General features: G+C 65.3%; 12 protein-coding genes, 1 pseudogene and 1 riboswitch. Of the genes and pseudogenes, 2 read left to right on the forward strand and 11 right to left on the reverse strand.

The features are described from left to right. Positions 1 to 29: 29 nt before the first annotated feature. On the reverse strand, positions 30 to 689 hold the full coding sequence (tenA, locus tag ACNQPL_RS17690) for a thiaminase II (protein ID WP_416467403.1): 660 nt from the start codon (positions 687 to 689) through the stop codon (positions 30 to 32). A gap of 2 nt (positions 690 to 691) precedes the next feature. Next, positions 692 to 1,339 (reverse strand): TenA family protein, encoded by a 648-nt coding sequence (locus ACNQPL_RS17695; RefSeq protein ID WP_416467404.1) that lies wholly within the window; start codon positions 1,337 to 1,339, stop codon positions 692 to 694. Positions 1,340 to 1,417: 78 nt separating this feature from the next. Then, a riboswitch (TPP riboswitch) is annotated at positions 1,418 to 1,531 on the reverse strand. A 117-nt stretch (positions 1,532 to 1,648) separates the two neighbouring features. On the opposite strand from ACNQPL_RS17695, the gene ACNQPL_RS17700 reads away from it, so the two are divergent. Further along, positions 1,649 to 2,629, forward strand: a complete 981-nt coding sequence (locus ACNQPL_RS17700; RefSeq protein WP_346613284.1) for a site-specific integrase — start codon at positions 1,649 to 1,651, stop codon at positions 2,627 to 2,629. Here ACNQPL_RS17700 and ACNQPL_RS17705 read toward each other — a convergent pair. Both ACNQPL_RS17705 and ACNQPL_RS17710 read right to left on the reverse strand, forming a co-directional pair. Beyond that, on the reverse strand, positions 2,619 to 3,728 hold the full coding sequence (locus tag ACNQPL_RS17705) for an SMP-30/gluconolactonase/LRE family protein (protein WP_416467429.1): 1,110 nt from the start codon (positions 3,726 to 3,728) through the stop codon (positions 2,619 to 2,621). The genes ACNQPL_RS17700 and ACNQPL_RS17705 overlap by 11 nt on opposite strands. After that, positions 3,711 to 4,343, reverse strand: a pseudogene (locus ACNQPL_RS17710) (SDR family NAD(P)-dependent oxidoreductase); the annotation flags it as partial. The gene ACNQPL_RS17705 and the pseudogene ACNQPL_RS17710, both read right to left, overlap by 18 nt. 272 nt (positions 4,344 to 4,615) lie before the next feature. Here ACNQPL_RS17710 and ACNQPL_RS17715 point away from each other — a divergent pair. Then, entirely contained in the window at positions 4,616 to 5,587 is a 972-nt protein-coding gene (locus ACNQPL_RS17715) for a LysR family transcriptional regulator (protein WP_346613283.1), read from the forward strand. Here ACNQPL_RS17715 and asnB read toward each other — a convergent pair. Genes asnB through ACNQPL_RS17750 form a run of 7 tightly spaced genes read right to left on the reverse strand, consistent with a single transcriptional unit; the run spans position 5,576 to position 13,512 of the window. Next, positions 5,576 to 7,411, reverse strand: coding sequence for an asparagine synthase (glutamine-hydrolyzing) (gene asnB, locus ACNQPL_RS17720; RefSeq protein WP_416467406.1), 1,836 nt, complete (start codon positions 7,409 to 7,411; stop codon positions 5,576 to 5,578). The genes ACNQPL_RS17715 and asnB overlap by 12 nt on opposite strands. A 10-nt stretch (positions 7,412 to 7,421) precedes the next feature. Beyond that, positions 7,422 to 8,807, reverse strand: a complete 1,386-nt coding sequence (locus ACNQPL_RS17725) for an amidase (RefSeq protein ID WP_416467407.1) — start codon at positions 8,805 to 8,807, stop codon at positions 7,422 to 7,424. Beyond that, complete coding sequence (locus ACNQPL_RS17730; RefSeq protein ID WP_416467408.1) at positions 8,794 to 9,789, reverse strand: AMP-binding protein; 996 nt, start codon at positions 9,787 to 9,789, stop codon at positions 8,794 to 8,796. Before ACNQPL_RS17730 ends, ACNQPL_RS17725 begins: the two co-directional genes overlap by 14 nt. Then, on the reverse strand, positions 9,786 to 10,070 hold the full coding sequence (locus ACNQPL_RS17735) for an acyl carrier protein (RefSeq protein ID WP_416467409.1): 285 nt from the start codon (positions 10,068 to 10,070) through the stop codon (positions 9,786 to 9,788). The genes ACNQPL_RS17730 and ACNQPL_RS17735 overlap by 4 nt, the downstream gene beginning before the upstream one ends. After that, complete coding sequence (locus ACNQPL_RS17740; protein WP_416467410.1) at positions 10,067 to 10,474, reverse strand: hypothetical protein; 408 nt, start codon at positions 10,472 to 10,474, stop codon at positions 10,067 to 10,069. The genes ACNQPL_RS17735 and ACNQPL_RS17740 overlap by 4 nt, the downstream gene beginning before the upstream one ends. 9 nt (positions 10,475 to 10,483) lie before the next feature. Then, a complete protein-coding gene (locus tag ACNQPL_RS17745) occupies positions 10,484 to 12,199 on the reverse strand; it encodes a prenyltransferase/squalene oxidase repeat-containing protein (protein ID WP_416467411.1) in 1,716 nt (571 codons plus the stop codon). Then, entirely contained in the window at positions 12,196 to 13,512 is a 1,317-nt protein-coding gene (locus ACNQPL_RS17750) for a phenylacetate--CoA ligase family protein (RefSeq protein ID WP_416467412.1), read from the reverse strand. The genes ACNQPL_RS17745 and ACNQPL_RS17750 overlap by 4 nt, the downstream gene beginning before the upstream one ends. Positions 13,513 to 13,800: the final 288 nt, after the last annotated feature.

A 13,800-nucleotide genomic window follows, 5' to 3' on the forward strand; every position in this document is an offset into this window, starting at 1 on the left:
CTGCCACTCCCACAAAAATGCCGCAGCATTCAAGCTGCGCTATCCAACCCCATCTGCCAGAAATCCGCCTCCAGCCGCGAAGCCTGGCCGAAGACCCCCGCCAGTTCGACAAAGCGCTGCTCGGTCATGCTGCGTGCCGCCAGCTCATCGAGGTGCTTGCGTGCATTGGCCGCCACCCCCTGATACCCGTCGCCCGCGTATTCACCAATCCACTCCCGGTAAGGGTGGTTGCTCAGGTCACCGATCTGCGCCGCCAGCGTGCGACCAATCTCGGCGTAGCCAATCACGCACGGCGCCAACGCCACGTGCAGCTCCAATAGGTCACCGGCCGCGCCGCAGTCAAGCACATAACGGGTGTAAGCCACCGTCGCCTGGTGCTCCGGCGCCGCCTCGATATCGGCCTGCGACAAGCCCCAGCGGGCGCACAGGCGCAGGTGCAGTTCGGTTTCATCGAGGATCGCCCCGAGCGTCGCCTGGGCGGCGCGGATGTCGGCCGGCAGGCGGCTCTTGTAGGCGGCCAGGGCCCAGGCGCGGGCGAACTGGATGAGGAACAGGTAGTCCTGTACCAGGTATGTCCGGAAGGCGTCCTCACTCAAGGTGCCCTCACCCATCTGCCGCACGAAATCGTGGTCCACGTAACTGGACCACTGCGGTGCGGTGGCAGCTTTCAGGCGCGCAAAGATATCCATGGTCAGGCCTCCTCGTCGTAGATCGCGTCAAAGAAGGCAAGCTCAAGGGCCACGGTGCGCGCAAAGAAGTCGCTGCTCAGTGCAGCCTGTTGCGGCCCTACCCGGTCGAGTTCGGTTTGCAGAAAACCGACGAATTCGGCGAACGCCGGGTTGTCGTGCAGGGTGATCCATTCGGCATGCACGAAATTACCGGGTAGTGGTTTGGCTGCCTTGGTCGCCCAGTCCAGGTACAGGCCTTCGGCAACGTTCAGCACCGCCAGCGCCGCTGCGTAGCAACGGGTGGCTGCAGCCTCGCGCATGATTGCCTTGAAGCCTTCAGTGGGTACCGTGTCCTTGGGTTCGGTGCGCTGCGCGGGGCTGACGTCCAGCGCCTCGAACGCACGCAGGAAGTAAGTGTTTTCGTCGCTGGAGATCATCCCGGCGAAGCGGCCGAAACGCAGGCGCGCCTCGAAGGTGTCGGCGCTGGCAATGGCAGCGCCCAGCAGGGTCAGGAAGCTGTCGAGAAAGCGATGGTCCTGGACCAGGTAGCGAACCATGATCGGGTCCGCCACGGTGCCGGCGCAGAGTTCGCGGACGAAGCGGTGGCCAACGGCAGCCGACCAGGTGGGCTCGTTCTGGCGACGCAGGGTTTCGGTGAAGCGTGAGGTCATGGTGCTGTCCTCCATGGGGTGACAGCGAGACCGTTGCGTTGGTGCATGGAGCGGCCTCGCAGTGAGGCCGGCAAAAAGGCAGGTCGGCAGTCCCATCCCTTCGCCGGCATGATCCGGATCAGGTTCTAAGGGTCACCGCGCTGCAATGCCAGCGGTCTCTCAGCCCGTTGCCGGACTCCCCTTGGTGGGGTGCAGGTATACAGCACTTGCACGGGCATTGTCACGGGCCCAGTCACCAGAGCTGCCAGTCACGCATCTGTGGGCTAGCCCCGCGAAAGGGCCGGGACAGGCAAACCAATAAGCTTTATGGTGTCACTGTCTATCACCACACCGCCGACCATGACCGACATCGAGCGCTACGTACGCGCCGCCACCCGCGACAACACGCGCCGCAGCTACCAGGCCGCCATCGAGCACTACGAGGCGCACTGGGGCGGCTTTCTGCCGGCCACTGCCGACAGCATTGCCCGCTACCTGGCCGACCATGCCGAACAGCATGCGGTCAGCACCCTGCGCCAACGCCTGGCAGCGCTAAGCCAATGGCACATCAGCCAAGGCTTCCCCGACCCGACCAAGGCGCCGCTGGTACGCCAGGTGCTGCGCGGCATCCGCACCTTGCACCCGACGCCGCCGAAGCAGGCCGCGCCGCTGCTGTTGCAGCACCTGCAAACTGCCGTCGAACATTTTGCAGAAGAAGCCCGGCAGGCCCGCGAGCACCACGACCTGCCGGCGTTGCGCCGCGCCAGGCGCGATACCGCACTACTGCTGCTGGGGTTCTGGCGGGGCTTTCGCGGTGATGAACTGGCGCGCTTGCGCGTCGAGCATATCCAGGCCGAGGCCGGCGTCGGCATCACCCTGTTCCTGCCACGCAGCAAGGGCGACCGAGAAGCCCTCGGCGTGCAGCATCGCACCCCGGCACTCAAGGCGCTGTGCCCGGTCACGGCCTACCTGCAATGGCTGGAAGTCGCCGGCATCGCCCACGGCCCGGTGTTTCGCAAGCTCGACCGTTGGGGCAACCTGAGCGACACACCGCTCAACAGCAACAGCCTGGTCGGCCTGCTGCGGCGCATGCTCGAACGCGGCGGCGTGCCCGCCGCGCTGTACACCGGCCACTCCCTGCGCCGCGGCTTTGCCACCTGGGCCACGGCCAACGGCTGGGAGTTGAAGTCGCTGATGAGTTACGTGGGCTGGAAGGACGCCAAGTCGGCCTTGCGCTACATCGACTCGGCCCAGCGCTTTGGCGAACTGGCCGTGTTACCGGCCAGCCAGGTGCAAGCGCTTATTCCTTGAAGGTGTAGCGCGCGATGCCGCCCACTTCCGGGCGGATCGCATACAGGTCACCGGCGTCCGGGTAGTGGCGCAGCTCTGCCGGCGACATGCCGACGCGAGCCGTGGTGATGAACAGCGTGTCCATGCCATCGCCACCGAAGCAGACGCTGGTCGGGCGCGGCACGGGCATCACCACCTGGTCGGTCAGGTGCCCGTGGCGGTCATAGCGCAACAGGCAGCTGCCATTGAACTGGCACACCCACAGCCCGCCTTCACGATCCAGCGCAATACCGTCCGGGCGCCCCAGCTCGGCCGGCGTTTCGGCGAACAGGCTGACCTGCTCCAGTCGGCCTTCGGGCAGGTATTCGGCGCGGTAGATCGCGCGGGCAACGGAATCGACGAAGAATACCGTCTGGCCGTCGGCCGACCAGGTAATGCCGTTAGGCAACGACAAGCCGTCGTGGATCACCTCATCGTGCAGCTCGCCGTCGAAGCGGAACAAAGCGCCGGTCTTGCCGCTTGGCCCCTCGTCCATCAGGCCGGTGACGAAGCGCCCGTGTGGGTCGCAGGCACCATCGTTGAACCGGTAGCTCGGGCGGTGGTGCACCGGCATCGAGTACTGGCGCACCTTGCCCGGCGCCACATCGAGGATGGCAACGCTGGCGTCCTCGGTGAAGATCAGGTTGCCTTGGTCGGTCAGCGCCAGGGCGCCGATGCGCGCAGCCGATTCATACAGTTTTTCGACCTCACCATCGGGCAGCAGCCGGTGGATACGCCCGCCGGTGATATCGACGAAATACAGCGCGCCCGTGCGCGCATCCCACACCGGGCTCTCGCCCAGGTCGGCGCGGGTGTTGGCGACCTTGATCGGCACGTAGTGGCATTCCTTGATGCGGCTCCAGCGCTCGGCCACTTCGGCCAGGCTGGACGCTTCAACCCGCGCCAGGTCACGCGGGTAGCTGACCCCGCTGTTTTCGCTGAAACGCGTGGCGGTGAACTGGCCATTGCTGGCGCGCAGGATGTAGCCGGTGTCCCGGCACAGCGGGCTGGCCAGGTACAGCACGCCTGGTGTCACCCATTCTGGCTTGAGCTCTTCTGGCGGCTGGGTCACGCCCCACATGCGGGTCTTGGCCACCGGCGAGATCGCGTTGACCAGGATGCCGTGCTCCAGCCCTTCCATGCTCAGTGCATTCATGATGCCCACCTGGGCCATCTTGCCCGCCGAATAGGCAACCAGGCCCGGCTGGGCGTAGCGCTGGTACATGGCGCGGTCCGAGGTGGTCAGCACGATACGCGGCGCTTCGGAGGCCTTGAGGTGCTTCCAGGCGTGCTTGGCCAACCATACCGGGGCATGCACGCTGATACCCAGGGCGCGTTCGAGAAACGCCTGCTCCTGGGTCTCGATGCCTTGGTAATCGACCCAGCCGGCGTTGTGGATGAGGATGTCCAGCGCACCGAAATGGCTGATGGCCAGCTCGACCAGCTGGCGGCATTCTTCTTCGTTTTCCAGGTGGCCGACATGGGCGACCACGTCGTGCCCCTTGGCTTTCAGGGCGTCGAGGGCAACGCTGACGGCCGCCGGGTCCTGGCCTTCGCCGGAACGGTCAGTGCCCAGGTCGCTGATGACCACCCGCGCACCGCGTGCGGCCAACGCCATGGCGTAATCCAGGCCTAGGCCCTGGGCGGCACCGGTGACGATGGCCACTTTATTCTTGAATGGGTCTGTGCTTGGCATTGTAGAGCCCTTCCGATTCTCCTTTTTTTACGATAACAATAAAAAAATCAATGACTTAATATTAAAAGCATGCAACTTTGATATCTCCGAGATATCACCTGAAACCCGCCACATGCCGATGTACGCCAGCCACCCGCGTGATGCCCTACAAAAGGCGATGGCAGCAGAGGCTTTGTCGCCGCGATGTCACGCACTATGATGGCCGCCTTGCAGGGTCGGCCGCCGGAAAACGCCTTCCTGGCGCCCGTTCGACTCGATGAAGGAACGTAAGCATGATCGAGACACGTTTGCTCAGGCAGTTCATTGCCGTGGCCGAGGAGCTGCACTTTCACAAGGCAGCCATTCGCCTGCACATGGCGCAGCCACCCCTGAGCCAGGCGATCAACCGACTCGAAGAGAAGCTGGGTTTCAGCCTGTTCCTGCGCAACAAGCGGGGGGTCAAGCTGACCGCGGCCGGCATGGCGTTTCTGGAAACCGCTTACCGCACGCTCAAGGAGCTGGAGCAAGGCATCGAGTACGCGCGCAACGTCTCGGAAGGGATCTGCGGCAAGCTGACCATCACCGCTATTTCCATCGCTTACTACGAGTCACTGCTCAATACCCTGAAAAAATTTCGCGAAATCTACCCGAACGTGCGGCTGACCATCCGCGAAATGCCCTCGGCTTCCCAGGCCAAGGCGTTGATGGCTGGCGAGGCGGACATCGGTTTCATGCGCAAGCTGCCGATGCCGCCGGACACCATCGAATCACGGCTACTGCTCAACGAGCAGATCGTCATGGCCCTCCCCGCCAGCCACCCCAAGGCGCAGCAGCCGGTGGTCGACCTGCGCGATTTTGCCGAAGAGGACTTCGTGTTCACCCCGCAGGCACTGGGCAGCGGCTACCACAGCCAGTTGATCGCCCTGTGCGAATCGGCCGGTTTCTACCCCAAGGTGGTGCAGGAAGCGGCGCAGATCCATACCCTGATCGGCCTGGTGGCCTGCGGCTTCGGCGTGGCCCTGGTGCCGGAGTCGATCGCCTATTCCACCCTGCGCGACCGCGTGCAGTTCCGCCCGATCCGGCCGATCAAGGACCAGCCTACGCCGACCATGGGCCTGTACATGAACTGGAACATCCAGAACGCGTCCCCGGCCCTGGGCAGTTTCATTTCCATGCTCGACCTGGGCGCGCCGCGGCGCTATGCCGACACCATCCAGAACCCGGTGATGCTGGATGGTAGCGACAACCGCGAACTACAGCGTTAAGCGGTATTCGCGCAGCCAGGCATCCAGCGCCAAGGCCGTCTCCAGGTTGTTGCGGCGCAGCTGCGAATTGAAATAACCCTCCGCATGGCGCAATTCAGCCGCCAGCCGGCCCCGGTCGATCACCGCGAACACCGGGCTGCCGGCCTCTGCCAGCAAGCCCTGGGCACGCTCACGCAGGAACCGTTCGTAGGCCAGGTTGGCCGAGGTCGGGTACGGGCTCTTGCGCCGCTGCAATACGGCCGGCGGCAAGATGTCCTTGCAGGCCTGCTTGAGCAGCCATTTTTCTTCGCCGTCCTTGCCCTTGATCGCCCACGGCACGTTGTACACGTACTCCACCAGCTGATGGTCGGTGAACGGCACCCGCACCTCCAGGCTGGCGGCCATGCTCAAGCGGTCCTTGCGGTCGAGCAGGATTGGCAGCCAGCGCTGCAGGTGCATGTGGCACAGCTCGCGCATGCGCCGTTCCTGCGGGCTGTCACCTGGCAAGTGCTCGACACTGTCCAGCGCCTGGTGATAGCAACTGCTCTGGTAATCAACGAAGTTGCACTGGCGGTTGAAATCGGGGTTGATCAGTTCGGGCTGCAGCAACTGCATGCGCGAAAGCCACGGGAAGCGTTGCGCCGCAATGGCCTGCGGGTCGCGGAACCAGGCGTAACCGCCAAATACCTCGTCCGCCGCCTCGCCGGAGATAGCTACCGTGGAATGCCCGCGGATGGCCTTGAACAGCAGATACAGCGAGGTGTCCACGTCGCCGAAGGTGGCCGCCGAGTCATTGGCCCGGTACACCGCCCTGCGTGCGGGGCCTGCGACCAGCTCGCGGTTGTCGATGAGGATGGTCTGGTGGTGGCTACCGATGTACTCGGCGGCCGCCAGCGCGTAGGGCTGGTCGCGCTCCGGCCGGAATTCGTCGCTCTGGAACTGCTCGGCCTGGCCGACGAAGTCCACCGAGAACGAATTGACCGCGCCACCCTGCTGCGCCTGCAACCGTTGCTGCGCCATGGCGGTGAGGATGGTCGAATCCAGCCCGCCAGACAGCAGCGAGCAGACCGGCACGTCGGCATGCAACTGCTCGCCCAGCGCATTACCGAGCAGCTCCCGGGTGCGCGCCACGGTGGTGGCCAGATCATCCGCATGCTCGCGCCGCTGCAACTGCCAGTAGCGGCTGAGCTTCGGCTGCCCGTTGGGCCGCCAGGACAGACGATGCCCCGGTGGCAGTTCGCTGACCCCGCGCAGGGCTGTGCGCACGGTGCCGCGAGACAAGCTCAGGTCGTCAACGAGGCCGACCACATCCAGCGCGCTGGTGAACTCCGGGTGCGCCAGAATGGCCTTGACCTCCGAACCGAACAGCAGCCCCTGCTGATGGCGGGCGTAATACAGCGGCTTGACCCCCAGGCGGTCACGCACCAGCAGGAAGTGCCCGTCGCGCCCGTCGAACACGGCGAAGGCGAACATGCCGCTCAGGTGCTCGCAGCACTGCTCCCCCCACTCCAGGTAGGCATGCAGCACCACTTCGGTGTCGCTGCGGGTATGGAACGGGTGGCCGGCCTTCTGTAGCTGCTCACGCAGTGCGTTGTGGTTGTAGACCTCGCCGGTGTAGATCAGGGCGATTTCCTCGCCGCCGGCACAGCGGTAGGTCATCGGCTGTACGCCGCCGCCAAGGTCGATGATCGCCAGGCGCCGGTGGCCCAGCAGGGCATTGCGATGCAGCCAGCTGCCGCTGGCATCCGGCCCGCGCAGGGCCAGGGTATCGGTCATGGCGCCGAGCGCCGAGGTGGCCTGGGCCAGGTCGCGGGTGTAGTCCACCCAGCCTGTGATTCCGCACATGCTGCGCTCCTTAAACCTGAAGACGGCGGGTTGGCAGCAGGCCGGTGACGGCTTGCAGGCGCTTGGCGATGTCCAGCAGCTGCCGCTCGCTGTCGCGACGGCCCATGATCTGCACGGCCAGCGGCGCTTTGCCGTCGGCGCTCAGGCAGATCGGCACGGTGATGGCCGGCAGGCCGCTGAAGCTGGCCAGCGGGGTGAAGCTGATTTTCTGTTCATAGCCAGGTTCGGCCGGCGACGGGATGGTCGAGTCGCCTGGCTGCGGGTTGCGTCGGTCGAACGGCCGGTTAGGGTCCATGGGGAACACCACGAAGTCCACCTGGGCCTGGTCGAACCAGGCGTCGATACCGCCGCGAAGGGTGTCCATGCGCTGGTGGATGCGCTGGTAGTCGCTGTCGCTGACGCCCTCGCCTACCTGCAGTGCGCTGAGCGTGGACCAGTGCAGCTCGCAGTCGAAGCGCCGCGCCCAAGCCGCCGAAGCCAGCCAGGCATCACGCGCGCACAGTTGCCAGGCGTCACCGCGGCAGGCCCAGAGCTCGGGCATGGCGACTTCACCGGGCGCCATGCCCAGGTCTGCCAGCGCGCTACGCGCCTGGCCGAGCATGTCGAGCATTGCCGGGCTGGTCAGCGCCGGGTCCAGCGCGTGCTCCAGGATGGCGACCCGGTAGCGGTCCTTGAGGGGTTGTTGCTGGCCGAGCAGCGGCTCCAGCCCCAGCAGCGGGAACAGCACATCGAGATCGTCTGCGCTGCGGGTGACCCAGCCCAGTGCATCCATGCGTGGCGACAACGGGAACACCCCGGCCAGGCTCGCGGCCTTCTGGGTCATGCGCAGGCCGACCATGCCGCAGTGCGAGGCCGGCCAGCGTACCGAGCCCAGCACGTCGGTGCCCAGCGAGATATCACACAGGCCCGCCGCCACCGAAACCGCAGACCCCGTGCTGGAGCCGGACGGGTCGATGCTCGGGAAATGCGGGTTACGGCAGCCGGCGCCGAAGGCGATGTTCAGCTCGGTGGTGGCAACCTTGCTGGTCAGGGCGATGCGCGGGTCGAGGAAGGTCAGCGCCTCGGCACTGCGCTGCGGGTAGTGGCGGTAGCTGCGCAGGCCCAGGCGGGTCGGCAGGCCGGCGACGTCGACGGTGTCCTTGACGCCCAGACGGTACCACGGCGCCAGGGCTTCGCGGGTGCTGGTCAGGCAACGGTAGTGGCTGTCGGCATGCACCGACCAGTGGCCGTACTGGGCCGCCCAGTCGGCCGCCAGCGCGGGGGTGCGCTGCAGCAATTCGTGGCGCTTGCGCAGGCTCAGCCCAAGGTATTCGGGCTGCTCGCGCCCGCGGCTGGCATCGGCGCCGCAGTTGCTGAGGTACTGGGTGATGGTGTCCTGGGTATTAGCGTGGGTCATGGGTGTATTCCTTGACAGTCGTTGTGGCCGCCCACGGCATTGGCTTGCCGGTGGCGGATAAAGGCAGGTCGCTGACGCGGCGCACGGCAACGGGCCGTGGATGGCCTGGGGGCAGTTGCCTGAACGCATCCAGTACCGCGCGTTCGCTGAGCGTGACGGAGCTGAACAGCACTTCGAACGCTTCGCCGCGCAGCGCATCACGCACCGCCACGCAGGCCAGCGTCGGGCAGTTCAGCTGCTGGCCAAGGTCGCGGGTCAGGCGAGCCAGATCGACACGCAGGCCGTTGACCTTGATCAGGCTGCTCGCCCGGCCCAGCCACGTGAAGCGGCGTGCATCCAGGGCCAGCACCTGGTCATCGCAGCAGTACGTGGCCGCAGGGCGCGGTTGGCCGTGCTCGCGAGCGATGCGCGGGCTGGCCACTTCGAGTGCACGCGGCTGGCCTGGCGTGCTCAGCAACGTGACATCGTCGAGCAGCGTCCAGGCCTGCTCCGGGCTGCTATGTGCCTGCAGCTCGCGGTAAGCCATGGCGCCGGTTTCGGTGGAGCCCAGCAGTTCGACAAAGCGCACGCGTGGCCCGGCATGGCGCTGCACAGTGGCCAGGGCGTCCGGTGGCAGCAACGAGGCGCTGTGCACCACCAGCACCGCACGGCGCGCCGAGAGCTTGGCCAGCAGCGCCGGCAGCACACGCCAGGTACTGGCAATGGCGAGGATCACGCACGGGCACTCGCCATCCAGGGCAGGCAGCCGTTGCTGCTCCAACGAGCAGGTGTGCAGGTGCGCGTTCAACACCCGCGCACCGACATCACCGAGGATCATCCCGTAGCTGTGGCTGGCCGGCGCAAAGGAGAAAATCTCCCGTGCATCCGGGGCCCAGCGGCCAAGGATCAAGGCTGCCTCGCGCTCCATCTGCGCCACGCTGCGCAGCCATTGGCGCGGCGCGCCGGTGGAGCCGGAGGTGGTAAACAGATGTTCGGCGCTCACTCGGTGGCCTGCAGGGTCAGTTGATCTTCCAGTTTCTGGCCGACGAATTGCTCCATTTTTTCCAGGGTTTCAAACCAGAAGCGCACATCGTCGCTGAGGTAATCCACCTCGATGTCGAAACAGCCCTCGATGGCGGTAATCACCTCGACGGCCATCAGGCTGTCGAAGCGCTCGCCAAGGAAGTCGCGGAAGCTGTCGCGCTTGTCGATTGCGTCGACCTCATCGCCAAGCAACTGGGCGAGGGTCTGACGAATGCGCTGTTCAATGCTGAGGTCGTTCACGAGCCGGTCTTTCCTTGTGGGTGGGCAGCGTTGATCAATTCCGCGCCGGCACTGAAGAACACGTGCTCGGGCAGGATCGGGTCGAAATGCAGGTAGATGAAGGCGTTGGGGTAGTGCGTGCGCAGGCAGGCGTGCAGCCCTTCGGCCAGCGCCTGGTGGGCCTGCCGGTCGCGCGCCGCAGCCAGGGTAATGCGCACATGGAACTGCGCCGGCAAGCCATCGTGGTCGGTGATCGGCAGCGGCATGCCGGCGCTGAACACGCACGCCTCCGGCAACGGGTTGAAGAACACCATGCAGTGAGCAGTCTCTGCGCCAAGGGCTTTGAGCAGCCGGGTAAAGGCCAGGGCCAGGCGCTTGCGCGCCAGCGGTTGCAGCGCTGCGCTGGAAACATTGAGGGTTGGCATGTCAGGTCCTTACGACAACTGCAAACTGGGCAGGCATTGCTGTCGGCCCTCGGCAAAGGCCTCGAGCAGGCGGCCCAGGCAGGCCGACAAGGCATCGACCCCTTGCAGGAACAGCGGTGACCAGGCGTGGCCCGCGGGGCCGCAGACCTTGTCGAGGAAGTACCGCAAATGCGGCAGGTCCACCGTCAGGCCGAGGTCAGCGGCCAGTGCCACGGCCTGGTAGGTGCTCAGCAGGTCGGGAATGCGCTGGCCCTGGTTGGCGAAACCACCCTGCCGCACCTTGTAGGCGGCCAGTAGCTCGGTGGCTGCCTGCGTGACGTCGTGGCCAATGTAGGCGAGGCACGCCAGTGCCTGCAGGCCGGCGCGCAATGAAGTTTCGCCACGCGGGAACGATGCATAACCCTGCACCTGCCGGCAGCTGGCCACGTAGGTTTCGAGAGCCTCCCGATCGACACCGCTGTTGTCGCCCAACTGGCGCAGGATCGCCACGGCCGAGGCGGTAGACACCATGTCCGAACCGCGCCCCTCCCAGAAGCCGAAGCCCCCATCAGGGTTCTGCAGCGAGGCCAGCCAGTGGCCGATTGCCTGGCGCGGCCCAGGCCTGCCAACGAAGGCACCGGCGGCCAGGCCCCAATTGGTGCAGCGCACCTCGGCGCCCCGGCCGGGCATGTACATGATCCCCGGCTCGTTGGGCATCTGGCAGCCTTCGATCCAGCGCAAGGCGCCATCGCGCTGCGCCGCCGGCAGACTTTCACCCAGCAGCGCAGCCGCAGTGGTGAGCACGTCGTGCGCGGTGTCAGCCAAGCGATAGGTGTAGCCGCCCTGGGGCATCGACAAGGTTGCAACGAAGGCAGCCACCTCGTCAGCCAGCTGCGCCATCGGCTCACCCATGGCCTTCAGTGACCCTACGGCACAGAACGCTGCCCAGACATCCTCACCGTCATAACCTGCCCAGCGCACGAAGGCGCCGGTCGGGCCGCGCAAGCTGTCGATCCATTCCGCGCAGCGCCGGCGGCCCAGTGGCTGCGCCTGCAGGGCCGCGAGGCTGGCCGTGGCGCGATAGGTCGCCCACAGGCAGGGTACTTGTGCCGCTTCGCTGAAGCGGAAACCGCCACACTCCATCTGCTGCGCCTGCAACCAGCCGATCAACCGTGGCAGGTCCCATTGGGGGGCCGGCAAGCCTTGGCGTTGCAGCGCGCGGGCGGCCATCACACCATAGAAGCAGGCGCGGGTATCGGCGAGGTTGCGCCGGGCAAAATCGGCGGACCAGCTGAGGCCGCCATTGGCACATTGCAGGCCCTCCAGCCAGGCGTACAGGCGCTTGGTGTCCAGCACCTGGCCCTGGCAAACTTCGATCAAGGTCCGCAGCGCATAGTGGCTGGCCCAGACGTCGGCCGTCTGCCCCGGGCACATGGCGTAGGCGTCGCCGTCGAACAGTGTATGCAGCCACGCCGCCGTCTCGTCACGGCGTTCCACTGCAACGCCCAGGTCGTGCAGTGTTTCGGTGCAGTAGAAGGTGGCCCAGGCATCCGAAGGCATGCCCTTGCTCCAGGCAAAGCCGCCATCTCGGTTGCGCCGTGACTGGATGTACGCCTGCAGCGCCGGTGCGTCGGCCTGGTCGAGCCGTTCGACCCATGCCAAGGTGCGTATCGCAGCATAGGTGCACCACAAATCCGGCTGGCCGTTGCCCAGGCCCTGCCCTTGGGGAAACCGCGGTGGCATCATTGCTGGTCACCGACAAAGCGCAGGTTGGTCTTCTTCCAGCTCTTTTGCGATGCACCGCTCTTGTTCAGCGCCGACAGGTTGTTGACGAACAGCACCCGGCTCCAGCGCAGCCCCATGTGCTGCTCGGACCGCTCCAGCAAATCGGCCTGCAGCTGGGCTTCCTGGCTGATGTCCCAACCAACATCGCGCTCCAGAATCAGCGCAGCACTGTCGCTTTGGCGATCCACTTCGATGACATAGCCGGTGGCATCGCAAGCGCCGTATACCACCTCCTCGACCGCGCGAATTTCCAGGGCTACACCGCCAACCACGATGCTGTCGCTGTCGCGCCCGTTGATCAGCAGGCCGGGGCTGGCCCGGCCCGGCTCCCAGGGGGTGGTGATGGTCACGCTGTCGCCGGTATCCAGGCGCAACAGCGGCCGGGCATACAGGTTGAGCGGCGTCACCACCAGCCGGCCCGTGAGGCCTTCAGCCGGGGTGACCAGACGGCCATCGGGCAGCAGCAGTTCGAAGTAATTGGTGGCGGTGGCCAGGCGCATGTGCAGGTCTTCGCCCACTGCCGCGAGGGTACCGGTTTCGGTACTGCCGTAGCTGGCGTCGAACACCTCGCACCGCCACCACCGCGCCAGGCGCTCACGGAACGGCTGGGTGTTGACCTCGCCAAGCAACATGATCGCGCGCACGGAGCCCGCGAACGTCTGCAGCATTTCACGCTGTTTCAGGTAGCGGGTCAGTTGCACCAGAACGCCGGGGGCGATGAACAGCACCGTCGGCTTATAGGTATCGAAGGTTTTGCACACCCGCTCCCAGTCGGTAATACCGGTGGTGAACGGGTAAAGGCGCACGTGGGAAACGTCCAGGTATTCGCAGACGTTGGCGATCAGGTCGCCGACCGGGACGATGTCCGATGGCATCAGGTTGGCCACCCGCGCACCGGGGCGCAGCACGGCGCGCCAGTGGCTGGCGACGCTGACGGCGTTCCAGATGATGTCCTCTTTCAACCGCGGCGTCGGCGTCGGCTCGCCGGTCGTGCCGGTGGTCGCGTAATACTTCGCTGCCTCGCCAAGTTCGACCGTGCAGAAGTTCAGCGGCTGGCTTTTGAGTAAGCCCTTGGCCGTCGGTGGCAAGTGCTTGAACGCGCTGTAACTGTATTGGCCTATGTGTGCGTAGTGGGCGCTGTGTTGTGCTCGCGTCCATACTGCTTGCAACTTGCGTTCATAAAATGCGGCGTCGGGAATGTGCCCCGCCTGCAGCTGAAGCTCGCGTTCCGCGTCCTTCAGTACGCCGTAATCCTGGTCGCTGTGAACTAACATCGACTCGCCCTCTCGAATAAACAGCGCAGAGAATTGGCGAGTGCCCGGCCCAAGTAAAATACTTATTTGAACCCGGCGGTGATAGTTCAAAAGTATTATTCAACACTATAACCCGGTTTATTCTGATTGGTACGGGGGTATTTTCTGGTCTTTAGCGTCGATTCACCTCGCAAACCCGGTGAGATATCAGACAAAGATATTTAATGTATTTCCCAAGCCGTGTCCGCCCTGCGCACTATCGCCGCCAGCTGCTCCCCAGGCAGATCAAGCGAAGCACCTCTCAGGAGA

It is taken from the genome of Pseudomonas sp. LFS044 (assembly GCF_047978245.1).
Taxonomy (GTDB): Bacteria; Pseudomonadota; Gammaproteobacteria; order Pseudomonadales; family Pseudomonadaceae; genus Aquipseudomonas.